The organism is Gilvibacter sp. CC01 (assembly GCF_055755295.1).
In genome coordinates, this window is record NZ_CM146909.1 from 79,305 (window position 1) to 103,200 (window position 23,896).

Annotated in this window: 22 protein-coding genes, 2 tRNA genes and 1 pseudogene; 15 read left to right on the top strand and 10 right to left on the bottom strand. The window is 39.8% G+C overall.

What is annotated here, in order from left to right; translation table 11 throughout:
* Nucleotides 1-207 precede the first annotated feature (207 nt).
* Nucleotides 208-2,727, top strand: coding sequence for a DNA gyrase subunit A (gene gyrA, locus AC0J2F_RS00415; RefSeq protein ID WP_473008082.1), 2,520 nt, complete (start codon nt 208-210; stop codon nt 2,725-2,727).
* 67 nt (nt 2,728-2,794) lie between these two features.
* Nucleotides 2,795-4,048 carry a tetratricopeptide repeat protein gene (locus tag AC0J2F_RS00420; RefSeq protein WP_473008083.1) on the top strand — a complete coding sequence of 418 codons (1,254 nt, stop codon included), beginning with the start codon at nt 2,795-2,797 and terminating at the stop codon, nt 4,046-4,048.
* A 54-nt stretch (nt 4,049-4,102) separates the two neighbouring features.
* Here the strand turns inward: AC0J2F_RS00420 and AC0J2F_RS00425 are convergent, their stop codons facing one another.
* Nucleotides 4,103-4,852, bottom strand: coding sequence for a C40 family peptidase (locus AC0J2F_RS00425; RefSeq protein WP_473008084.1), 750 nt, complete (start codon nt 4,850-4,852; stop codon nt 4,103-4,105).
* An 8-nt stretch (nt 4,853-4,860) separates the two neighbouring features.
* Nucleotides 4,861-6,045 (bottom strand): acetyl-CoA C-acyltransferase, encoded by a 1,185-nt coding sequence (locus AC0J2F_RS00430; protein WP_473008085.1) that lies wholly within the window; start codon nt 6,043-6,045, stop codon nt 4,861-4,863.
* A gap of 137 nt (nt 6,046-6,182) precedes the next feature.
* On the opposite strand from AC0J2F_RS00430, the gene AC0J2F_RS00435 reads away from it, so the two are divergent.
* Entirely contained in the window at nt 6,183-8,231 is a 2,049-nt protein-coding gene (locus AC0J2F_RS00435) for an HD family phosphohydrolase (protein ID WP_473008086.1), read from the top strand.
* A 9-nt stretch (nt 8,232-8,240) separates the two neighbouring features.
* Here AC0J2F_RS00435 and AC0J2F_RS00440 read toward each other — a convergent pair whose 3' ends face one another.
* From AC0J2F_RS00440 to AC0J2F_RS00450, 3 genes are read right to left on the bottom strand one after another with little or no spacing between them, the layout of a single operon-like run.
* A complete protein-coding gene (locus AC0J2F_RS00440) occupies nt 8,241-8,660 on the bottom strand; it encodes a DUF2452 domain-containing protein (protein ID WP_087525366.1) in 420 nt (139 codons plus the stop codon).
* Between the two features lie 33 nt (nt 8,661-8,693).
* Nucleotides 8,694-9,380, bottom strand: a complete 687-nt coding sequence (gene folE, locus AC0J2F_RS00445; RefSeq protein WP_473008087.1) for a GTP cyclohydrolase I FolE — start codon at nt 9,378-9,380, stop codon at nt 8,694-8,696.
* The gene (locus AC0J2F_RS00450; protein WP_473008088.1) at nt 9,361-9,819 is read right to left on the bottom strand and encodes a 6-pyruvoyl trahydropterin synthase family protein; all 459 of its coding nucleotides are present in this window, start codon (nt 9,817-9,819) and stop codon (nt 9,361-9,363) included. The genes folE and AC0J2F_RS00450 overlap by 20 nt, the downstream gene beginning before the upstream one ends.
* A gap of 152 nt (nt 9,820-9,971) precedes the next feature.
* Between AC0J2F_RS00450 and AC0J2F_RS00455 the strand changes: the two genes are divergently transcribed.
* Nucleotides 9,972-10,388: a CBS domain-containing protein gene (locus AC0J2F_RS00455; RefSeq protein ID WP_087525364.1), complete on the top strand. Its 417-nt coding sequence runs from the start codon at nt 9,972-9,974 to the stop codon at nt 10,386-10,388.
* Between the two features lie 68 nt (nt 10,389-10,456).
* On the opposite strand, the gene AC0J2F_RS00460 is transcribed toward AC0J2F_RS00455, so the two are convergent.
* The 5 genes from AC0J2F_RS00460 to AC0J2F_RS00480 form a co-directional block, all read right to left on the bottom strand.
* A complete protein-coding gene (locus AC0J2F_RS00460) occupies nt 10,457-11,749 on the bottom strand; it encodes an allantoate amidohydrolase (protein ID WP_473008089.1) in 1,293 nt (430 codons plus the stop codon).
* Between the two features lie 759 nt (nt 11,750-12,508).
* A tRNA-Arg gene (locus AC0J2F_RS00465) sits at nt 12,509-12,571 on the bottom strand.
* Between the two features lie 78 nt (nt 12,572-12,649).
* The gene (locus AC0J2F_RS00470; protein WP_473008090.1) at nt 12,650-12,886 is read right to left on the bottom strand and encodes an Arm DNA-binding domain-containing protein; all 237 of its coding nucleotides are present in this window, start codon (nt 12,884-12,886) and stop codon (nt 12,650-12,652) included.
* Between the two features lie 146 nt (nt 12,887-13,032).
* Complete coding sequence (locus tag AC0J2F_RS00475) at nt 13,033-13,407, bottom strand: hypothetical protein (RefSeq protein WP_473008091.1); 375 nt, start codon at nt 13,405-13,407, stop codon at nt 13,033-13,035.
* 143 nt (nt 13,408-13,550) lie between these two features.
* Nucleotides 13,551-13,624 (bottom strand) — tRNA-Arg (locus AC0J2F_RS00480).
* A gap of 179 nt (nt 13,625-13,803) precedes the next feature.
* Here AC0J2F_RS00480 and AC0J2F_RS00485 point away from each other — a divergent pair.
* From AC0J2F_RS00485 to AC0J2F_RS00535, 11 genes and pseudogenes are all read left to right on the top strand, one after another.
* Nucleotides 13,804-14,253, top strand: a complete 450-nt coding sequence (locus tag AC0J2F_RS00485) for a hypothetical protein (RefSeq protein ID WP_473008092.1) — start codon at nt 13,804-13,806, stop codon at nt 14,251-14,253.
* Between the two features lie 68 nt (nt 14,254-14,321).
* A pseudogene (locus AC0J2F_RS00490) lies at nt 14,322-15,071 on the top strand (DUF5995 family protein).
* A gap of 539 nt (nt 15,072-15,610) precedes the next feature.
* Entirely contained in the window at nt 15,611-16,054 is a 444-nt protein-coding gene (locus AC0J2F_RS00495) for a hypothetical protein (protein WP_473008093.1), read from the top strand.
* The gene (locus AC0J2F_RS00500; RefSeq protein WP_473008094.1) at nt 16,051-16,599 is read left to right on the top strand and encodes a DUF4352 domain-containing protein; all 549 of its coding nucleotides are present in this window, start codon (nt 16,051-16,053) and stop codon (nt 16,597-16,599) included. Before AC0J2F_RS00495 ends, AC0J2F_RS00500 begins: the two co-directional genes overlap by 4 nt.
* Before the next feature lie 309 nt (nt 16,600-16,908).
* Nucleotides 16,909-17,538: a hypothetical protein gene (locus AC0J2F_RS00505; protein ID WP_473008095.1), complete on the top strand. Its 630-nt coding sequence runs from the start codon at nt 16,909-16,911 to the stop codon at nt 17,536-17,538.
* Nucleotides 17,539-17,696: 158 nt separating this feature from the next.
* Nucleotides 17,697-18,326 (top strand): hypothetical protein, encoded by a 630-nt coding sequence (locus AC0J2F_RS00510; protein WP_473008096.1) that lies wholly within the window; start codon nt 17,697-17,699, stop codon nt 18,324-18,326.
* A 163-nt stretch (nt 18,327-18,489) separates the two neighbouring features.
* A complete protein-coding gene (locus AC0J2F_RS00515) occupies nt 18,490-19,386 on the top strand; it encodes a hypothetical protein (protein WP_473008097.1) in 897 nt (298 codons plus the stop codon).
* Nucleotides 19,387-19,497: 111 nt separating this feature from the next.
* The gene (locus tag AC0J2F_RS00520; protein ID WP_473008098.1) at nt 19,498-20,844 is read left to right on the top strand and encodes a dihydroorotase; all 1,347 of its coding nucleotides are present in this window, start codon (nt 19,498-19,500) and stop codon (nt 20,842-20,844) included.
* Nucleotides 20,845-20,852: 8 nt separating this feature from the next.
* Complete coding sequence (locus tag AC0J2F_RS00525; RefSeq protein ID WP_473008099.1) at nt 20,853-21,809, top strand: L-threonylcarbamoyladenylate synthase; 957 nt, start codon at nt 20,853-20,855, stop codon at nt 21,807-21,809.
* A 14-nt stretch (nt 21,810-21,823) separates the two neighbouring features.
* Nucleotides 21,824-22,672 carry a DUF6671 family protein gene (locus tag AC0J2F_RS00530; protein WP_473008100.1) on the top strand — a complete coding sequence of 283 codons (849 nt, stop codon included), beginning with the start codon at nt 21,824-21,826 and terminating at the stop codon, nt 22,670-22,672.
* A gap of 193 nt (nt 22,673-22,865) precedes the next feature.
* A complete protein-coding gene (locus AC0J2F_RS00535; RefSeq protein ID WP_473008101.1) occupies nt 22,866-23,573 on the top strand; it encodes a hypothetical protein in 708 nt (235 codons plus the stop codon).
* Nucleotides 23,574-23,896: the final 323 nt, after the last annotated feature.

Below are 23,896 nucleotides of genomic sequence, written 5' to 3' on the forward strand. Positions count from 1 at the left end.
AATTGTACCTCAAATACACCATTGTAAGTAAAAGGACGAAAAAACAAACGCATAACCAAACAAATCCCCCCTGAGTTATTAACGAAAACCCACTAAAAATTTGTTAATAAAATTGTAGGTAAAAGCGCTGCGAAGACCAATAAAAATGGGCTGAAAACCGTATCTTGCCTTGTTATAAATTTTGATTGAAAACTAAACGATTTTTTTATGGCTGAAGGTGAAAAATTAATCCCTATCAACATTGAAGATGAAATGAAGTCAGCCTACATCGATTATTCGATGTCGGTCATTGTGTCACGTGCGCTGCCAGATGTGCGTGACGGTATGAAACCGGTTCACCGCCGCGTGCTGCACGGAATGTATGAATTAGGGGTTCGGGCAGGTTCTGCACACAAGAAATCTGCGCGTATTGTGGGAGAGGTACTCGGTAAGTACCACCCGCATGGTGATACCTCGGTTTACGACGCCATGGTGCGTATGGCTCAGGAGTGGAGTCTGCGCTATATGTTGGTCGATGGACAAGGTAACTTCGGATCCATTGATGGAGATTCTCCGGCGGCAATGCGTTATACAGAAGCGCGTATGCAACGTATTTCAGAAGAAATGCTGGCCGATATAGACAAAGAGACCGTAGACCACCAATTAAACTTTGACGATACCTTAAAAGAGCCGACAGTGCTTCCTACCCGTGTTCCGGGCTTGTTGATCAACGGTGCCTCTGGTATTGCAGTAGGTATGGCGACCAATATGCCACCACACAACCTTTCTGAGGTGGTGGACGGAACCATCGCATACATTGATAATAATGACATCACTATAGACGAGCTCATGCAGCACGTTAAAGCTCCTGATTTCCCAACGGGTGGAACTATCTACGGATACGAAGGAGTAAAGGATGCCTTTCACACCGGTCGTGGTCGCGTGGTGATGCGTGGGAAGGCCAGTTTTGAAGAAGTGAACGGGCGTGAGGCGATCGTGGTGACAGAGATCCCGTATCAGGTCAATAAGGCCGATATGATCAAAAAGACTGCGGATCTGGTCAACGACAAGAAGATAGAAGGTATCTCTACTATTCGAGACGAATCCGACCGTAAAGGAATGCGTATCGTATACATCTTAAAGCGCGATGCTATTCCGAATATCGTGCTGAACATGCTTTATAAGTACACCCAGCTGCAATCCAGCTTTAGTGTAAATAATATTGCCTTGGTGAATGGGCGTCCGCGTCTATTGAACCTCAAGGAACTGATCCATTATTTTGTGGAACACCGCCACGAGGTAGTGGTGCGTCGTACAGAGTACTTATTGCGCAAGGCAGAAGAGCGTGCACATATTTTAGAAGGACTCATTATTGCTTCGGACAATATCGACGAGGTGATCAAACTCATCCGTGCTTCCGCCAATGCCGATGAAGCTCGTGAGAAGTTGATGAAAACCTTTGAGCTTTCAGAGATCCAAGCCAAGGCCATCGTAGAGATGCGTCTGCGTCAATTGACAGGACTGGAGCAAGACAAACTACGTGCCGAGTACGACGAATTGATGAAGACCATTGAAGATTATAAAGACATCCTTGCTAAAAAGGAGCGTCGTATGGACATCATCAAAGAAGAGTTAGGAGAAGTTCGTGAGAAGTTTGGTGACGAGCGTCGCTCAAACATCGAATACGCTGGAGGAGATGTAAGTATTACGGACCTTATCGCCGATGAGAAGGTGGTGATCACCATTTCTCACGCGGGATATATCAAGCGTACCTCGCTTACCGAATACAAGAAGCAAAATCGCGGGGGTGTAGGGCAGAAGGCCTCGGCCACAAGAAATGAAGACTTCTTAGAGCATCTTTTTGTGGGAACCAACCACCAGTATATGTTGTTCTTCACTCAAAAAGGAAAGTGTTTCTGGATGCGTGTCTTTGAGATCCCAGAAGGAAGCAGAACCTCTAAGGGTCGAGCTATTCAGAATTTGATCAATATAGAACCGGACGATAAGGTAAAAGCCTTTATCTGTACCCAAGACCTCAAGGACGAAGAGTACATCAATGGCCACTATGTGATCATGGCTACCAAAAAGGGACAAGTGAAGAAAACCTCATTGGAGCAGTATTCTAGACCTAGAACCAACGGTATCAATGCCATTACTATTCGCGAAGACGATGAGCTGCTAGAAGCTAAATTGACCACAGGCGACAGCCAGGTTATGTTGGCAGTACAATCTGGTAAGGCTATCCGCTTCGAAGAAGAGAAGACACGCCCAATGGGCCGTAATGCATCTGGAGTACGCGGTATCACGCTGGCTGGTCCAGATGACGAGGTAGTAGGGATGATCGCTGTGAACGATTTCTCTACCGATATCCTTGTTGTTTCAGAGAACGGATACGGAAAACGATCTAGTTTGGAGGATTACCGCATCACCAACCGTGGTGGAAAAGGGGTGAAAACCATTAGTATTACCGAAAAAACTGGTAAATTAGTCGCCATAAAAAATGTGAGCGATGCAGACGACCTGATGATCATCAACAAGTCTGGAATCGCCATTCGTATGGCCGTTGAAGATCTGCGAGTTATGGGTAGAGCTACCCAAGGAGTTAGACTCATTAAAGTGAGAGAAGATGACTCCATTGCTGCAGTTGCTAAAGTAATGCACGACGAAGACGAAGTGGATGAAGAGCAAATTGCAGAAGATGGCACGCCGATTGATACGGATACAGCGACCGATGAATCTAATGAGTAATTACTTTAAACCACGAACAATGAATCGTCTTCCCCAATTGTGAGGCGAGCCATTAAATTTTAAACACATGAAAACACGATTATTAATTGTTTTATTGATAGCCGGAACCTTGAGCAGCTTTGCGCAAAAGAAAGAGCTACGTGCAGTGAGCAAGGCCCTAAAGGGTGGCGATTATGCAGGAGCTAAGAATTTGCTGAGCACAGTAGAAGGAATGATGGGAGCTCTTAGTGATGATCAAAAGGTAGATTTTTACCTCTATAAAGCTCAGGCCTTATTTATGGATGGTGCTGTTACGGATTCCAACGATATGTTGGCCGCTGCAGAGGCTGTAAAGATGGGTATAGGCCTAGATGGAGCTAATCAGGAGTTAGCTACTTTGGCCAACAGCATTCGCACCGCCGTTGTAAATAGTGCAGTTGCCGATCAGAACAACAAAGCCTATGAGATGGCTGCTTCTAAGTTAGAGGCGATGTATCGCGTGAATCCTCAGGATACTTCCTTCTTGTATTTTGCAGCTTCTAACCTGGTTACGGGTAAGATGTACGATAAGGCTATCGAGTACTACAATGAGCTTCAGGATCTTGGTTATACCGGAATCACTGAGAAGTACGTAGCTACCGATAAGGAAACTGGCGAAGTAAAAGAATTTAACTCACCAGCAGAGCGCGAGCTTTACGTAAAGAGTGGAGATTTTATTAAGCCAGAGACCGTTAAATCGGAATCTCGTGCTACAGAGATCACTAAGAACATTGCTTTGATCTATGTGAGTCTTGGCCGTAACGAAGAAGCTATTGCCGCTATGAAGGCTGCTAGAGCCCTTGAGCCAGACGATATGGGTCTACTTATGACAGAAGCTGACGTTCAATACAAAATGGGGAACATTGATCGCTTTAAGGAGCTTATGAACGAAGCTGCAGAAAAAGAACCTAATAATCCGCAGACCCAATTCAACTTGGGAGTAGTTTCTGCTAAAGCCGGAGACAATGAGGCTGCAAAGCAATACTATATGAAGGCGCTAGAGATTGATCCAGATTTCGCAGACGCTAATGTCAATATGGCTTCCTTGATCATTGCTCAAGAAGGAGCTATAGTAGACGAGATGAATAATCTTGGTACATCTGCTGCAGACAACCGTCGTTATGACGAATTGAAAGCACAGCGCGAACAAGTATACCGTGAAGCTGCGCCTTATTTTGAGAAGGCTAACGCCGCTAAAGAGAATGTGGAGATAGTTCGTACACTAATGAACATCTATTCCATCTTGGGAGACACAGAAAAGTTTAAAGCCAAGAAAGCTCGCTTGGAAGAGCTTGGTGGATAACCAATACATCCCTGCTGTTAAAACCACCGGCCTTAGGCGGTGGTTTTTTTTGGCTTAAACGATGCGCTTTAGCACGCGCAACTTATGGGTATGGGTATTGCGCTCTGCATTGAAGATGCCTGTGTGGTCCAGACGGTCTATTCTAACCTGTCCGTGCGCATGAATGATGTAGTTGTCTTTGAGTACGATGCCCACGTGAATGATATCGCCTTCTTTATTATCAAAGAAAGCAAGATCGCCAGGTTCGCATTCTTCTATAAAACTAAAGGCATCACCCTGCGTAGCTTGCTGACTTGCGTCGCGTTTTAAGCGATAGCCATTAAGTCTGTATACCATTTGGGTAAACCCGCTACAATCGATCCCGAAAGGCGTTTTTCCTCCCCATAAATAAGGGCTGTTCAGATAAAGCAAGGCTGTATTTACAATATGGGCTTTTTCGATAGTGCCACTTAATGTATTGCCTTCGTGGGTGTGTCCTAAAAGATCACAAGCGTGTACACAACTGCCAATGGGTATTGGCATAAGCTGGCCATTGCTATGGGTCACAAAATCTACCAGATCTGCACTGAGAATATCAGGGGCCGCACTTAAGGCCTCGTATTGTTCCTTGCTTATGGAGACCAACTGTTTGTTGTCTATCCAGCCTTCATATGCATCCCATTCCAGACGGATTTTACTCCATTTGGCACGAGACTCCAAAACCTTAAAGTGTTCCCCGTAAAGCACTTGGGTTACCAATTCACTGGTATCCGCCGCAGCTTCTCTAACGGGAACTATACTTAAAGGACAGAGGCCGTAATTCAAGGTGGGAATTAATTAGGATTAGAGATTACCATGGCAGAAGCACCTCCGCCGCCATTACAAATAGCAGCAGCTCCTTTTTTTGCATTGTTTTGTCGTAATACACTGATCAAGGTAATCAAAATTCGAACACCACTGCATCCTAGCGGATGTCCTAAAGAAACAGCTCCTCCGTGAACATTGACATTGGAATCGTTAAGCCCTAAGAGTTTCATATTGGCCAAGCCAACCACAGAAAAGGCTTCGTTGAATTCAAAAAAGTCAATATCGTCTATACTGACACCTGCTTTGGCCAAGGCCTTGGGTAAGGCTTTTGCAGGGGCTACAGTGAACCATTTAGGCTCGTGGGCTGCATCGGCAAAAGATTCGATCACGGCCAAAGGCGTTAGTCCCATAGCGGCTGCTTTTTCTTCGCTCATTAAAACCACTGCACCTGCACCATCGTTAATGGTAGATGCGTTGGCAGCAGTCACGGTTCCGTCCTTGCTAAAGGCTGGTCTTAGCTGTGGCACTTTGTCGAAACGCACATTTTTGTACTCTTCGTCCTCGGCAACAATGATAGGATCTCCTTTGCGTTGTGGCACGCTAACTGGTACTACCTCGTCTGCAAATTTGCCGGCTTCCCAAGCTGCTGCAGAACGCTCGTAAGATTGAATAGCGAATGCATCTTGCTCTTCTCGGCTAAAATTGTGCTCTGTAGCGCATAGATCTGCACAAACACCCATAGCGTTTTGGTCATAGGCATCGACCAGGCCGTCTTTTTGCATACCATCTATCATGGTTTGTGGTCCGAATCTATGCCCTTTACGCAGTGGTAAATAATGCGGAATATTACTCATGCTTTCCATACCTCCGGCAACGACGATCTCGGCATCTCCGGTTCGTATGGCTTGTGCGCCTTGCATAACGGCTTTCATTCCAGAGGCACATACTTTATTCACTGTAGTACTAGGAACATGATCTCCAAGACCAGCTCCAATGGCCGCTTGGCGTGCAGGAGCTTGTCCAACTCCAGCCTGCACCACATTACCCATAAGTACTTCGTCTACCAAGCTCGGATCTAGCTCGATCTTATCTATCGCACCTTTAATAGCCACCGAACCTAATTGCGCGGCAGTAAGCGAAGAGAGTGACCCCATAAAACTGCCGATAGGCGTTCTGGCCATGGAAACGATAACAACTTTCTTTGTTGGCATAACAGTGATTTAGCTAGTTTTTTTGTCCTGCAAAACTACAATTTTTAAAAGGATTCAGCAACCAATTAACAGTCCGGATATTGCTATTAAAGAGCGTTGGCAAATTCAATTATATGGGTATCTTTGAATTATCTCAGATGGCAAAATTCAAGTTTAACTTCTACAGGAACCAATCCTTACTATACAAAGCGGTATTATTTATCGCGGCCACGGTATTGATCATTTATTTCTTTCCAAAAGGAGGGAAGTTCAAATACGATTATCAGAAAGGACAGGTATGGCAAGACGAGAACTTGTATGCACCTTTTGACTTCGCCATTAAGAAGGACACAGAGGCTCTGGCTACAGAGCAAGAAGAGATCCGCAATAATATCACTCCATATTTTGACTTGGACTCAGGTGTTGCCGAAAGGGTAAAGGCCAACTTCGCCAATAGCTTAGCTACCAATTTCGTGGATTCGTTAAGCAGCTATCCGCAGTCTGTATTGAGCAATTACGGCTTATCACTCATAGATAAAGTATACGACCCCGGAGTCTTGGGAGAAACAATGCCTTATGCAGCAGATAAGATGGTCTTTTTGCGAGAAGGCAACCAAGGATCACGAGTGGCCTTTGGCAGCCTACAAGTTTTGGGTGATATAAACACCAGCCTTACACAGCAGATCAATGCGAGTGTTTATGCTGCGGATGCAAATCTGCTTCAACAAGCCTTGATAGGCATCTTTGAACCCAATGTTAGCTATAACAAACGTTTCACCGAAACTACGCTAGAAGAAGCCTTGGCGGGAATCTCACCTACCAAGGGTATTGTTGAGGCGGATCGTCGGATCATTGCGCGCGGAGAAGTTGTAGAAGGCGAGAAGTACCAGATCTTGGAGTCGCTGCGGATGGAATACGAAAGCCAAGTTTGGACCAAGTCCAACTACAATTGGATCGTTTTTGGCTACGCCCTGTTGGTCTCATTGGCTCTAATGATGTTGCTTTTGTTCTTGCGCAAATACCGCCAAGAGATATTTGCCAACAACACCAAAGTGACCTTTATTTTTTTCAACATAGTGCTCATGGTTCTCTTGACCACTTTGGTGGTGAAGTATGACCCTAAATACGTCTATGTAGTACCACTTTGTGTGCTTCCGTTAATTCTCAAAGCCTTCTTTGACCCTAGATTGGGACTCTTTGTACATGTACTTACTGTGTTGCTACTCGGCTTTATCGTACCCAATAGTTTTGAGTATATGTTCTTGCAGATCATTGCAGGTATAGTCACCATACTCACCGTTTCTGAGCTGTATAAGCGGGCCAATCTCTTTATATCTGTTGGACAGATCACCATCATATATATGTTGGGCTATTTTGCCTTTAATGTAATACACGAAGGCGGTATTTCTGGTTTGGATGAGTTGACCTTTGGCTACTTTATACTTGCCGGCTTGGCGACTTTACTGTCTTACCCGCTTATATACTTTTATGAGAAGATCTTCGGATTGGTTTCTGATGTGTCGCTGCTCGAACTTAGCGATACCAATTCCAAATTGCTCAAAGAACTCTCCGATAAGGCCCCCGGAACTTTTCACCACTCCCTTAACGTGGCGAATTTGGCAGAAGCCGCGGCCAATGAAATTGGGGCCAATGCTATGCTTATTCGTGTTGGAGCCTTGTATCACGATATCGGGAAAATGGCAAACCCTACCTATTTCACCGAGAATCAGGCTACAGCAGTAAACTCACATGACGATTTGGAACCGGCAGAGAGCGCGCGTATCATCATCGATCATGTTATTAAGGGAATAGAGATCGCCAAAAAGAATAACCTGCCAGACCGAGTGATCGACTTTATACGAACCCACCACGGAACAAGCTTGGTGTATTACTTCTACAAAAAACAACAAGAAAAAGAAGGTGACGAAATAGACGCTACTCCTTTCCGCTATCCTGGGCCGATTCCCTTTAGCAAGGAGACTGCAATACTTATGATGGCAGACAGCGTAGAAGCGGCTAGTAAGAGTTTAAAGGAGCCCACCTACACCAAGATCGAGGCCTTTGTAGAGAATATTGTAAGCAAGCAAATGGAACAAGGCCAGTTCCTGAATGCCAATATTACCTTTAAAGAAATTCAAACCGTTAAAAAGGTGCTTAAAAAGAAGCTCTCTAATATCTATCACCTGCGGGTAGAATATCCGGAGTAAAAATCTAGACTATTCTTCTGAGGCTGCACGCTGTACTTCTTCCCACATGCGGTCTGCATTGATACGGTAGCTGCCTACATAATCAAAATTACATTCCTCTGGTCTAATGATAGACAAGAAAGGCTGCATTTGGCTATCGCGATACAAATGATAGACTTGGCCCAATTGCGGCTCAAAACTGAATTTGGCATTGTAGACGAGTTGATTGCGCTCGTACTGCTGGGTAAGTTCTTGATACTGTTTGTGAATATCCTCGAACTTGGCCTTGAAGCGCTCGTTCACTGTTTTTACGCTGGCTAATTTCCAGCCAGAATTGTCAGCAGCCGTAATAGCAGGAGCACCTACATTAGTGGCATAAGGTTTAAGAGCAGCGTCATAGCGCTGCTCTTCTTCGTTATAGACTACATTGTCCGGTTTTTTAGCTGCCATAGGGTAAAGGTAGCAAAAACGTCATTGTATGATTTATAAGCCTTGAATGTAATTCTGCAATTCTGCAATGCGCTGCGGACTGTTAAAAGCTCCGCCGTAATAAGAAGTAACAGTAGAGGAAGTATCGTCCTTAACACCACGGGAAGACACGCAGAGGTGTTTGGCATCTATAATAACAGCTACATCTTTGGTGTCTAAGGCAGTGACTAGTTCTCTAGCGATCTGATTGGTAAGACGCTCTTGCACTTGAGGCCGCTTGGCATAGTATTGAACAATGCGATTCAACTTAGATAGACCAATGACTTTGCCAGAAGATATGTAGGCAACATGAGCTTTCCCAACGATAGGAACAAAGTGATGCTCACAATTTGAGTAGAAACTGATGTTCTTTTCTACCAACATCTGGTTGTATTGGTACTTATTGTCAAAGAGTGCTACACGAGGTTTGTTCTTTGGATCGAGTCCGCAGAAAATCTCATCGATATACATTTTGGCAACACGCTCTGGCGTGCCTTGCAAGCTGTCGTCTGTGAGATCTAGTCCCATGACATCCATGATCTGAGCGAAAAGCTTTGCTATTTGGGCTTTCTTTTCGTTATTTGAAAGCGCAAAGGCATCTTCGCGCATGGGGGTTTCTATTCCAGTATAGAGGTGATCGTCACCAATTTCTTCGGTAGAGAATCCGTTAAGTTTATGACCGTTAATAAGGGTATTCAACATAATTTCTCGGTGTTTCGTAAAGGGTGATTTTTAATTCGGTGTCTAGGGGCAATTGCACTTTGAGTAATTCGTAGATAACACGGGCAATATTTTCTGCCGTGGGATTCAAATTGCTGAATTCTGCAACTTCTAAGTTGAGATTCTTGTGATCAAATCGCTCCAAGATCTGTTCTTTTATGAGGTCTGAAAGCACTTTAGCGTCCATAACATAACCGGTTTCCGGGTCACAATAGCCTATTACCTTCACTTCCAAGTCATAATTGTGGCCGTGATAATGCGGATTGTTGCATTTGCCAAAAACCGCTTGGTTCTTGGCTTCACTCCAGTTTGGGTTATGCAAACGGTGTGCCGCGTTGAAATGCTCTCTGCGCACAATGGCGGTCTTTAGCGCCGTTGGTTTTTCTAAAAGGGCTGAACTGCCTAGCATAGTGGTTTTCATCGGCATTATTTTTAGTAAAGATAGTTTATTGTTTAACTAAAAGTGTTAAAGATTAAACAAAATTTATCTATAGAACCATTGCAGCTGACAATGGTCATAGTTTTTGGGGCAGTTTCCTGCTAGATTTGAAATAGAACCTTAGAAATGACAACATGAAAAAAAGAGAACCCATTTCAAAGATTATGACCCCAAACATTAAAACGGTGAATCAAACCAACACACTTTACGATGTAAAGGATATGCTAGAAGAAGAACAATTTCATCATGTGCCTGTGGTGAGCGGCGATAAAGTAGTTGGGATGCTTTCTAAAACAGATCTTCAGAAGATTAGTTTTATTAATACAGTGGATGGACAGGGACTCACTACCGCAATGTACGATGCACTAACCATAGAACAGGTTATGACCAAAGATGTGGAGACCGTGCAAAAGACAGATACCATTCACGATGTGGCTGTTACCTTGGCCAAAAACCAATTTCACGCCCTGCCGGTAATGGATGGCGATAAATTAACGGGCATTGTAACAACCACCGATTTGATTGATTATCTGATAGAGCAGTACAACTAGTATTGCAGTTCCACAGCCGGATGAGAAGACCCGTTTACTGGGGGGTGAGCGGGTCTGTTCTTTTTTCTCTATTTAGGAGCGTCTAACTTTAGAATAGTGCTCAGTAATACGTTCGCTCCATTGGCTATATCTGCTGCGGATGAGAATTCTTGCGGAGAATGACTGATGCCTGCCTTACTTGGAATGAATATCATTGCCGTTGGAGTTATGATAGCCATGTCTTGGGCGTCATGACCCGCGCCGCTTGGCAGATACATATAAGACAGCTCGAGTTCCTTTGCAGAGGCCTCGATGATCTCTTGTATCTCAGGATCGGTCAAGGCTGGTTTTCCAGTGGTGCTCAGGGCTTCAAATTCAATTTTTACTCCGGATTCTTTGGCGATCACAGCTGCCTTCTCCTTTATGATATTGAAAAGCTGCTGTATAACTGCAGTAGAAAGGTCTCTAATTTCTAAAGACAAGACCACTTGGCCTGGAATCACATTGGGTGCACCAGGGTAAGCCGAAATCCTACCCACAGTTGCTACCTGTTTACCCGCTAAACTCAAGGCAGATTCATTGGTAGCCTGTATGAATTTGGCTGCCGCTAGTAAGGCATCCTTGCGATTGTTCATAGGAGTTGTCCCAGCGTGATTGGCAAAGCCGGTAAAAGTTACATCCCACCAATTAAGCCCCACTATACCTTCTACAATGCCAATATTTATTCCCTCTTGATCTAGATTGCCGCCTTGTTCTATATGCAGCTCCAGAAAGGCCAAGAGGTTCTTTCCTGATCTTACAACTTCACTTAGTCTGTCAGGATCGCCTCCGAGGCGCTTAATGCCCTCTCTCATAGAATAGCCTGTACTATTCACAACCGATAGGGCTTTTTGCGGCAGTTCCCCGCTAATTGCTCTACTACCCATAACTCCGCCTTCTTCATTGGAGAATATTATTACCTCTAGCGGATGATTGGTAACGATCTTATTCTCGTTTAAGATGTTGATGAGTTCAATAGCTGCCAAGGAGCCTACACAGCCGTCGTAATTACCACCATTGGGCACCGTGTCTATATGCGAACCAAAGGCGATGGTAGGCAGTGAATTATCTCTTCCTGCGCGTTTTCCGATAATGTTTCCGGCAAAATCTATAGAAACTTCCAAGCCAGCAGCTCTCATGAGTTTTACGACAAATTCCCGACCTTGAATATCGGAATCGCTAAAAGCCACACGCTGGGTTCCTTTGTCGTCAACGCCAATTTTACCTAGATCTAAAATACTAGCTTCTAGTCGTTTGGTGTTTACTTTTACAGGCTCTTGTGACAGCAAAGAAACAGGGGATAGTAGCAGTATTATACCCAATAGATTGCAGATGGCTTTCATAATCGTTTTGGTTAAGTGGTTATTGGCTTTTCGCTAAAATAAACCTCCAATATTAAGAGGAGTTGTTCGAAATGAGCAGCTTAGCCAAATTTATTGAATTATTCCTGATTCTGGACAATTGAGTGTGATCGCTGGTTGGGGCTGTCTGTGTTTGTTTTCAGGATTACTCGGCTTTGCCTCGTGATGCCTTTATAAACCTTACTGCAAATACAAAACCACGCGGCTGCGCCGCTTTGTTTTCCATTTATTCTCAAACACAAGCAAGCTTGGTTTGCTTCCAAATGAAAACCACACTTTTGTAGTGTGGCTTTGTGCTTGATAGCCTTAAATCAGGATTCATTGCTTTCACCTCCGCTAAAGCTACGGTGAACAAAGACGCAAAGTTCCTTCGCCATCCCACCAGAAAATGCAAACCTATGCAAGCTTCGCTTTCATGGTTTTCTCTTTGCCCCGCACTTGCAAGAGTAAACTCTTGACTTGCTTGCAAAATCAATTGTCCGGTGGACAATTGAGTGAGCTACACGGCGGTAGCCGCCTGGGACCGTCTGGACTACTGTTATTACAGGATTCTTTGCTTTCACCTGCGCTAAAGCTACGGTGAACAAAGACGCAAAGTTCCTTTCATCTCACTCCTGCAAAAAGAAAACTCGGCAACCTTGTTGCCGATGTTTTTACATCTGTCACAAAGTCGAAGTAAACTTCACTTTGTTCCAAATGAAAAAACCACACTTCTGAAGTGTGGTTTTCTTTTTGATGTGATCGCGCCAGGATTCGAACCTGGGACCGTCTGCTTAGAAGGCAGATGCTCTATTCAGCTGAGCTATTGATTTACAATAACTTATAATCTTGTTCATTATTGTGTGCAAATAATGTGCAAACTTTTGAGTGGGTATTTTAGCTTTAGGGTAGTGCTTCCTCAATGGCATAAAAGCGTTTCAAAAGCTGTAAATTAATAAGCTTTGAATTAGGGTGTGAATTAGCTACACAAGACTTGTTTTTACGCCATGCAACAGATGGTATGCTAAATCCAGAGTTTATAGTGTAAACACGCTTAAAATGGGTGATTCTGTAGATGATATTATATGTTCCGTCAGCTTTTTCCCTCCTCATGTCCAACGTTAATTTTACGTGAGCCATAAGCAAAGAATTTAGTGTTAGAAAATGTGCAAATAATGTGCAAACTTTTGGTTAAAATTGACCATTAAAGAGAAAAAACATAATCCTCCTAAAACAAAATAACCCTCTGAAAATCAGAAGGTTATTTTATAAAAAACGAATTAATTTTAGTTCTTACTACCAGACCAACTTCCACTCATCATAGCACTGGTGTTTACCCATGTGCCATTACCTGAATTTCCATTAAGCTGACCAGTAAACTCTCCCCCAGCCGAACTGGTCCCAAAGGTGGCTTGAAACTGCCCAGAAGAACTAACAGAACCCTCTAAAGAATAGGTGTCCGAAAAAGTGGTAGAGAAAGCAGTACCACTTACATCACCATTAGAGTTTATGCCTGCTGTCCATGTACCATTATCGTCTCCAGAAAATGTTCCAGACCATTCGCCCTGAAACTCTGAATTTGTAGTGTTACTGTTATCATCATCCCCTCCACTACAGGCAAAAAGGGTAAATACAAAAGTTAATAAAAATAATTTTTTCATAAAGGTTAATTTTTTTGACTAATACTAATGTATGAAAATTTGTGCAAACTATGTGCAAACTTTTGGTGAGAATTGACCATTATAAAGAAAAAACATAACCCTACTAAAACAAAATAACCTCCTGATAATCAGAAGGTTATTCGTGATCGCGACAGGATTCGAACCTGTGACCGTCTGCTTAGAAGGCAGATGCTCTATCCAGCTGAGCTACGCGACCGGTTAACTCGGGCGCAAATATACAATTTACGAATATTTTACCGCATATAGCCAATAGAATTTTTGAAAAGGATTCCGCGGTTTTTTCAATTGGTGGGCGGATTGAATTTTGATCAAATGTTAATTTTTTTTCGTAACTTAAACTAAGTCAATCGCTTCATTATCAACTAATACGTCAACATGAAAAAAGTAAGTATCCTTCTCGCAACAATGATTTGTGGCGCTGTTTTTATGGCCACAAGCAAAAATGAAGATGCAAAATTGGAAGAATCCCTGCGTGGGGTTTGGGAATTGAAGCATCAGACCTTCTATGAAAGTAATATGGTTACCGACACCATGTACAATCTCAACGGATACCGCCAGGTAAAAATGTATAGCAAAGGCCATATTATGTGGACCCGTTACGATGCTACAGACACCAACGACTGGTTTGGCTATGGTACTTATGAGGTAAAAGACGGTATGCTCATCGAATACATCGAATACGGATCTAAAGAAATGATGAAAGCGCTAGACACCGTTAGGCAGTTCGAGTTTAGATTGCTGATGGACAACAATACCTTTAGTCAAGTAGCCTACGACGATGAAGGCAATGCGACTTTTGCAGAGAATTATGTCAAAATAGAGTAGGACCGATTTGAACAGGCTAATTTTATCAGTACTCCCCAACAAACTATTTAATTGATATTTGCAGTTGTATGGGAGCAACCACTATTGATGCTGTAATTGCAGCACTGAAAGACATTGTTGACAAAGCCGTAACAGAGGAAGATCCTGTAGGCTATTTTGCCGCCTTGTATTTAAAAGTTACCCAGCGTGTAAAAGATAAGATCGCGCAGGGATATTTTGATGACAATCCGCGAATGGAAAGGCTAGACGTGGTCTTTGCCAATCGGTATTTATAAGCTTACAACAACTTCAAACAAGGCCAACCCACTACCCAGAGTTGGGAGCTGGCCTTTAATGCTACCGCAGAACAAAAAGTGATCGTTTTGCAACACCTATTGGCTGGTATGAATGCGCATATCAACCTGGACCTGGGAGTTGCAGCTGCTACTATAACTACCCCTGATAATATTGCTGACCTGCAGGGCGACTTTAATAAGATCAATGAAGTTTTAGCAGAACTCTTGGAAGAGGTAGAGCGAAGTCTGGCTCGGATATGGCCAGGCTTGTTGTGGATCTTACAAAAAACACGTAGAGTAGACGACTTTCTGATCAATTTCTCTATGACTGTGGCCCGCGATGGCGCTTGGGAGTTTGCCAATGAGTACGTAGTGCTAGCGGTAGACGAGCGGCGATTCGCCTTGTTGCAGCGCGACGAGACCATTGCCAATTTTGGCAAGAAATTGCTGAGGCCGGGGCGAATAGAACGCTTTGTGTTTTGGATAATACGCCTGAGTGAGCGCGGAAAAGTAAGTGAAAAGATAGGTGATCTTTTAAATTGAGCTAGTTGTGATTATAAAGTTTGAAGATCCATCCGCAGCAATTATAAAAACAATAGAATTTCTGGCTATGAGAGAATAAATGCGTTGCCAGTGTACCAATAATCAAAAGTATTTTCACGACGATTTGTAACGCAATAGTGATGAACTGCGTCTTACACACGTAATGAATCAAGAACTAACTACCAAACAAACCAACTACCAAGGATTTTTTTGACATTATACGTACAGATTTGCGCTATATTCAGGCGCTTTTGGGTCATGCAAGGCCTGAAACAACTATGGTTTACACCCATGTTAGCCGAAAAGATCTCTTGAACTTAAGAAGCCCATTGGATACGACTATAGACGCTTTAACCGAAAGTGATAAAAACAATATCGATACATTGTTATCCCGAAATTTTTGAGGAATTATTAGTATCTTTCGTTTGGATATAACCGTTAGGGGCAATTTTCGAACAAAAATTCGGCTAAATGAGAAAAACCGTAAAGAACATTAGACCGAATTTTCTATTTTGCACCTTTTGCGGATTTGAAACTGAATGAAAAGACAATTATTTTTTGGGAGCTTTTTGACTTTGCTTTGTAGCGGACTGATTTACGTGCTGTTCCGAACTGCAACGCTCAAAATGTTTGGTTGGTACGAAACCATTGGTTTAGGCGGACTGACCAACGGAATGCGAAAATTGACTTTTCAATTTGCTAATGAACTTCCCGAATGGATTTTGTTCTCACTTCCAGACGGGCTTTGGATTTTCTCGTATGTCTGCCTAATGTTGGCAGTTTGGCAAAATTCTGTTTCATTTAAAAACGCATTTTGGATTTTAATAATCCCACTTTTGGCAATCGGTAGCGAAATCGGACAATTATTTGGACTTGTAGTTGGAACGTTCGATTTGACCGACTTGTTTTTTTATATTTTCGGAATGACTTTACCATTCATATTTTTCACAAAAACCATTAACTTAAAATTTGAATTTCGATGAAAAAAAATCTACGACACCTGATTTCAGCTTCGGCTTTGGCATTATTTGTATTTATCGCGTTTGGAAGTATGGACGATGATAGTTCATCATCATCTTCAAGCTCGTCAAGTTCTGTGAGTTCAGACAACACAGCCACCGCAAAACAAGTTGGCGAAACATTATCGACACGATATTTTGATGTAACTATAAACAAAGTAAGTCTTCAAGACAGAGTAAGCACAGGAAATCAATTTGCAGACCTCAAAAAAGAAGAAGGCAACCAATATTTGATTTTAAACACAACTTTTAAAAATACAGACGGCGAAAGCAGAATGATTTCGGAAGGCGAAGTAATTATAAATTACAACGGGAAAGAATATCTTTTCGACAAATCCGAGACTGTTATGCTCGAAGGTTGGGGATTGATGTTTGACCAAATAAATCCTCTGACATCAAAAACGACCAATCTCGTTTACAAAATACCGAGCGAAATTACTGGGCCAGCTTATTATCGTCCTGGCCGTTCGAGTAGTGATGATTTGATAGTTATCGGAAACATCGAGTAGAAAAAACTGCCCCTAACACTGTATATAAAAAATAGGGCAATTAGTAGCAAAATCAATCGGTTTGGCGTGTTTGCAATGACCGCCAAATCTTTTGATTTGGCTTTTGAAAATTTAAGATAAAAGCAAAATGCAAAAGATTTGGCTCGTGGCTCAACCGAAAAAACATCGCTAATCACCTGCCCTACTTTTCATATACTTTACCGTTAGGTGCAATTTTAACTCCCCAATGTTAAATCTATATTTTGTTTAATTTTTATAAATAGATTATAGTTATGAAAAAAAAGTGTTTTGTTAACTTGTCTTGCTCTTGTGAGTATTTTTTTGATTCAAAGTTGTAGTTCTGAAAATTATACGTCCCGTTCAGGTGTAAATTTAGAAGCAAAGAAAACTGCCACTAAGGAAGTTCAAAATATTACTGGCCATCCAAAATTATCTACACTTTCTAAATCAGAGTATCTAGCCATGAGCGAAGAAGATCAGAAAAAATTTAAGGAAGAATATCTCATGGCATTTAGAAGCGGGGGTAGTTGTAGTTGCAGTACGACAGACGGTAATGGTGGTTCTAGTTCTTGTGAAGTAGATTGCCCATCAGGTACCAAACCCAAATGTCAAGATCTAGGTGGACGCTGTGATTGCAGTTGTGAACCATACGGTGATGGCGGAATCAATCAAAAGTATGAAATTGTAAAAAACACTGATAAGTCGAGAACTTTGATCAATAAAAACAAACCAGAATTGTTAACAGCATTTTTGAACAGTGATCTTCCAAATGTCAAAAAAATTGGGGATTTGTTTATACAGGAACCGGTTTTTGAAAGAGAAGTAAATGGTCAACTACGTCTTTCTGAAAAAGAATTTATTCAACTGGAATCAAAATTTCAGGTACTTATGAAAGATTACACTATAGAGCAATATTTTAAACTTGAATACGAGCTTTAGTGTTTAAACAGCACCTAACAACGCATACAAACAATGCACGTTTGTGCTATATTTATAGTCTCCCCGTTTTAATAAAAATTAATCTAGTCTGATCGTATTGGTCGTGTCAAGTTTGTGCACTATTTGTATACGGGGACGTTAGCAATAATTAAAGAAACATGAAAATAACACTTCTCATCATTTTAACTCATTTCGTATTTGGAATTGCTCAAGCATCCAATGATAATAGCAATTGTGGTTTAACAGACTACGTTGACAAATATTTGAAAGTAAAACAAGAAGAGTATCAAAACATTATTGAAATAAAAGACCTAAATGAAGAAGAATTAATTTCAGTGCGAAATAAGCTATGTGTATATGTTATGCATGCTTCAAATGTTGGCTTCAATCCAGAAAAGTTCAGAAATATCATTTTTAATGCTTTAGAATTAGATCCATTAATTGAGAATAATGACCAAATAATTTCTGACTTTTTGAATAAGTATAATAGCAAATTAATATGTCCTAGGAACACTAAAGACTTGACATCTCGTGATTTGCATTTATATAAGATTGCAGTAGATAATGGGGTGATTGACTTATTTGATTTTCTCTTAGATGTTGACAAATATCGTATAGATTTTAACGCTTATGAGATGGTTGACGGAAAAAAAGAGACTCTTATTGATTTCATAGAAGCATATATAATTGAACTTAAATTGAACTTTGGAAATAAGGATAATGATCAACTAAGTTTATTAGTAGATGATATAATTGATGCTGGTGCAAAAAGAGGCTCTGAATTATAAATACTATTGCTAACAACGCATAAACGCCAACGCTCACAAGGCCTTGGTTGTAGAGAAGAAAATTTAATTTAAAAAGATAAAACGTTACGTTTAGCGCGCGTCGGAGGGTTCGCACGGCGTTTATACGAAGACGTTAGGCAAAATATGTCGGAATGAATAAAATATGAATTTATTTAATAAACTATATCAAATTTTTCTATCTGAATACGCCAAAAAGCGGATTGAAAAAGTAATACTTTATGTTGCGCTAACAGGGTTTTTTATTCACTTAATTTTAATTTACCTATCAAAATTAGGCATGATTAATTTTCTTTCAGAATCAGAATTATTTAAAAATCCGATATCTGCAATTTACACCCCGTTCTCTTTTATACTTATCTATGAAGTTTACTTATTAATATATTACTTACCAAAGTCATTCACGAGCTATATAACCAAACAGTATGAAATAATAACACTTATTATTATTCGAAAATTATTTAAGGATTTATCTGGCCTTGAACTGTCATCAGATTGGTTTAATATTAAAGGAGATTTACAATTCACCTATGATATTTTGGCATCAATCATTCTTTTCTATTTGATTTATCAGTTTGTAAAACAAGGAGCTCGGAAATCGCAGATACCAGATGTAAATCAACTAAAAATTGAAAGATTCATCCGTAGAAAGAAGATAATTGCGATTGTTTTAGTTCCGATATTTTTTACAATGGCTTTAATTACACTTTTTAGTTGGACTTCTGATATCTCATTTACTTCAAATAACTTACCCAGTTTTGAAAAAATTAATAATCTATTCTTTGATGAATTTTTTACCGTTCTGATATTAGTGGATGTCGTTCTTTTGTTAATTTCCTTCTTTTACACAGATAAATTCCACAAAATAATTAGAAATTCTGGATTTATAGTTTCAACAATTTTAATCCGTATGTCATTCGGAGTAAGCGGATTAATAAGTACAATTTTAATTGTAGTAGCTGTTCTGTTTGGATTAGCAATAATAACAATCCATAATAAATATGAAAAAAATACTTTGCCTAACAACGTATATAAAAAATAGCGCGAGTCTTTGATAACACAAAGGTTTGGGCATTTTTAGGAAGTCGCCAAATTTTTAAATTTGACAAATTTCCAAAAATAAAATACGCCATCAATAATAAAGGAATGAACAATGAATCAGAGTATTTTAATTAAAAATTCTACAATAGTAAATGAAGGAAGATCATTTGTTGCAGACGTACTTTTATCGGATGGACTTATTCGTAAAATTGGCAATATTGATAGTGAGCCAAATCACAAAGTAATTGACGGTACTGGCAAACACCTATTCCCAGGAATTATAGACGGACAAGTTCATTTTAGAGATCCAGGACTTACACATAAAGGGGATTTGTATACCGAAAGTAAAGCTGCCATAGCAGGTGGCGTAACTTCTTTTATTGATATGCCGAATACGGTTCCGAATATTTTAACAGTTGAAAGCCTAAACGAAAAATATGAGATTGCTTCTAAAAAATCTTTAGCAAACTATTCGTTTTTTCTTGGTGTAAATGGAGATAATATTGATGATGTAATTAAGATGGATACCAGCAAATTTATTGGTGTTTCTGATGACGGCTTATATTTTACTAAAAAAGGAAACCTGTTGGCTGATAGTCCTGACACAATGGAAAAGCTTTTTGCGAACTGCAAATCAATTATCGCTATTCATTCAGAGAAAGAAGAAATTGTAGAAGCCAATGAACAAGCTTTTAGAGAAAAGTACGGAGAGGAAATTCCAGCGAAATCCCATCCCATTATACGAAGTGCTGAAGGCTGCTATGAGGCCACCAAACGTGCTATTGAATTAGCCAAAAAACACAATGCTCGCTTGCATATTCTTCACTTAACAACTGAAGTAGAAACACATCTTTTTCAGAATAACATTCCTTTAAAACAGAAAAAAATAACAACCGAAGTTTCGGTACACCATTTATGGTTCTCTGACAAAGATTATGAGCAATTAGGAATGCTCATTAAGTGGAATCCAGCCATTAAAACTGAAAAGGATAAACAAGGTTTATTAAAAGCACTTCTTGATGATAGAATTGATATTATTACTACCGATCACGCACCACATACATTAGAGGAAAAACAAAAACCCTATTTCCAATCTATGTCTGGAGCACCAATGGTGCAGCACACGCTAAATTGCATGTTGGAGTTTTACAAACAAGGTTTGATTTCGTTAGAAAAAATAGTGGAGAAAATGTGCCACAATCCAGCAATTTTATACAATATGATCAACAGAGGATTTATCCGAGAAGGTTATTATGCTGATTTAACTTTGGTCGACTTAAGTAGCCAATGGACAGTTACTAAGGACAATCTGCTATATAAATGTGGATGGTCGCCATTAGAAGGAACAACTTTTCAAACGGCAATTAAACAGACATTTGTGAACGGAAATTTGGTGTATGACAATGGTACTTTTAATGAAAATAACTTTGGAATGTCTATTGAATTTATTAATAACTAGCTGCAATTATGACCATCATTTCAAATAACATTAGTAAGGCTGTTAAAATCTTAAACAATGAAGATGTAGTAGCCATCCCAACTGAAACTGTTTATGGGTTGGCGGGGAATATTTACAGTGACAAAGCCATTCGTAAAATATTTGAAGTAAAACAAAGACCATTGTTCAATCCCTTAATTGTACATCTTCATTCTGTTGAACAATTAGATGAAATAGTAAGTGATTTTCCTCCTAAAGCACAATTACTTGCAGACGCTTTTTGGCCTGGTTCGTTAACATTAGTCTTAAAGAAAAAATCTACGATTCCAGATGTAATAACAGCTGGTAAAGAAACTGTTGCTGTCAGAATCCCCAATCATCCAGTCACTTTAAAGTTGCTAAAGAAATTATCGTTTCCTCTAGCTGCACCTAGTGCAAATCCGTTTAATAGAATTAGTCCAACGAAGGCATTACACGTTGAAAGCTATTTTAAATATTCTATACAAATGGTACTTGAAGGCGGAGAGTGTAAAAACGGATTAGAATCTACCATCATTGGATTTGAAAATAATGAACCTATACTTTATAGATTAGGAGCTATCTCCACAGAAGAAATTGAAAATGTAGTGGGGAAAATTAATGTGAAAAACAAGAAAGAAAAAACTCCCAACGCACCAGGTATGTTGGCCAAACACTACTCACCTAAAACAAAAACATACCTCGTAAACGATATTGATAAATTTATAACAGATTATGAGGATAGAACAATTGGTTTGGTAAGCTTTTCAGAAGCCATAACGGCTTCTAATATTAAACACAGAGAAATTTTATCAAAGTCCAGAGATTTAAAAGAAGCTGCTTCAAATTTATACAGTTCACTTCACACACTAGACCACTTAGGTTTGGATATGATAGTTGCACAAAGGTTTCCAGATATTGGATTAGGTAAATCCATTAACGACAGACTAGAAAGAGCTACAAAATAATTACTATAATTTGTATGAGCACTTCATTATTTGAAAATAGAAAACTTGTAATTGCAACTAAACATGAAAAGGAAAAAGTAATTGCTCCATTGCTAGAAAAAAATCTAGGAGTAACCTGTTTTACAAATGAAAGTTTTGACACAGATACTTTAGGAACTTTTTCAGGAGAAATTGAAAGAGAACTTGACCCAATTTCAACCGTTAGAAAAAAATGCCTTTTAGCTATGGAAGCGAGTAATTGTGATTTGGGAGTTGCAAGTGAAGGTTCTTTTGGTGCTCATCCTTCCATCTTTTTTGCAAGGGCAGACGATGAATTTTTAATATTCATTGACAAAAAGAACAACTTAGAAATAATTGCTAGAGAATTAAGTTTAGAAACCAATTTTGATGGAAAGGAAATTGAAACCGAGAAAGACCTTTTCGACTTTGCAAAATCTGTTAAATTTCCAACTCATGGACTTATACTTCGCAAATCCGAGAAAGATAATACTCATATCATTAAGGGGATTACAGATATGACTTTACTAAAACAAGCATTTAAAAAACTTCTTCACGAGTCTAATTCTATTTATGCAGAAACAGATATGAGGGCAATGTACAACCCTACCCGAATGACTGTAATTGAAAATGCGGCCAAAAAATTAGTAGACAAAGTAAATTCTCACTGCCCAGAATGTAACGCGCCAGGTTTTGACGTTACAGATGTAAAAAAAGGGTTAGAATGTAATTTATGTGGATTACCAACTAAATCAACGTTAAGTCATATTTATGAATGTCAGCGTTGTGAATATTCAAAAGAGAAAATGTATCCATCTCATAAAACAAAAGAAGATCCTATGTATTGTGATTATTGCAATCCATAATTACTATTAACGAAATGAAATAATAACAAGAAAATAGAAACAAAGCCGCTAACAAGGTGTATAGTTAATGGCGGTTATATGCTAATTAACAATGTTTTAGCATTTAATAAACTAAGTGCAAAACTGAAAGTTAAGTGCTTCGAAATCCGCCACTAACCATACACAAACCGTTGTAAAACATTATAAGAAACATATGAAAGGTTATATTATCCCTATATTAATTTTGATTTCTTTTAAAGGGTTTTCTCAACAGGATGAAATTAATCAATTGGAAAGTCAAAAGGAAAAATTGACAATGCAAGTCCAAGTATTGAATGATTCGATTAAAAAGCTTGATATTAAAATAATAGCCTTAAAATCAAAAAAAATTATAAAAACTGTCAACGATTCTACTTTAAAAGGAATTGTAAGAAGTGGTGCAAAATTAAAGAAAACAGCTCATCCCTTGGGGGAGTTAATTACAACATTAACGGCTGACGAAGAAGTCCTTATTTTAGACTACAAAGCTGGATATTTTGGAGTCTGCATTGATTCTATTTGTGGCTATATGAATGAGTTGTGGATTGTGAAAGACCAACTGATTATTGATTTTAAGAAGTTCAAAGAGGCAGAAGAACAAGAATTGAAGAAGTTAGAAAGACAGCAAAAACTTAAAACAAAAAAAGCCGAGTATGCTGAATTAGAAAAGGGTTATATTAAAAAATACGGAGAACGTATTTACAACAAGTTAAAACAGGGTCATTACTGGATTGGAATGAATAGAGAAATGGCGACTATATCTTTAGGTAGGCCTAATGATATAAACAGAAGCGTTGGACCCTGGGGTGTACACGAACAATGGGTATATGATAGTTTGTATTTATATTTTGAAAATGGAAAACTTACATCATTTCAGGAATAAATAACATTTTACAACAGCGCATAAACTAAACAGCTGTTAGAAAAGGCCTATGCTGTTTAAGGATGTATCTTGAAAGGATTCATTGCCTTCGGCAATGATCCTAAGAGGGGGATGTTGCTAGAGAAAGCCAGAAAGCTCCGCTTTCTATGGCTTTTTTGTTTCCTTCGCTCAATGGAAACAAGTTTCCGTTCGTAAAGAAAAGCAACTCACAAAAGGATTATGCTCCCTTTGGTCGCATGATCCTCTATTTTGTTCGTTGCTAAAAGAAAAAGCCCGTACCGCTTAAGAAAGTAAACTTAAAGGATTCATTGCCTTCGGCAATG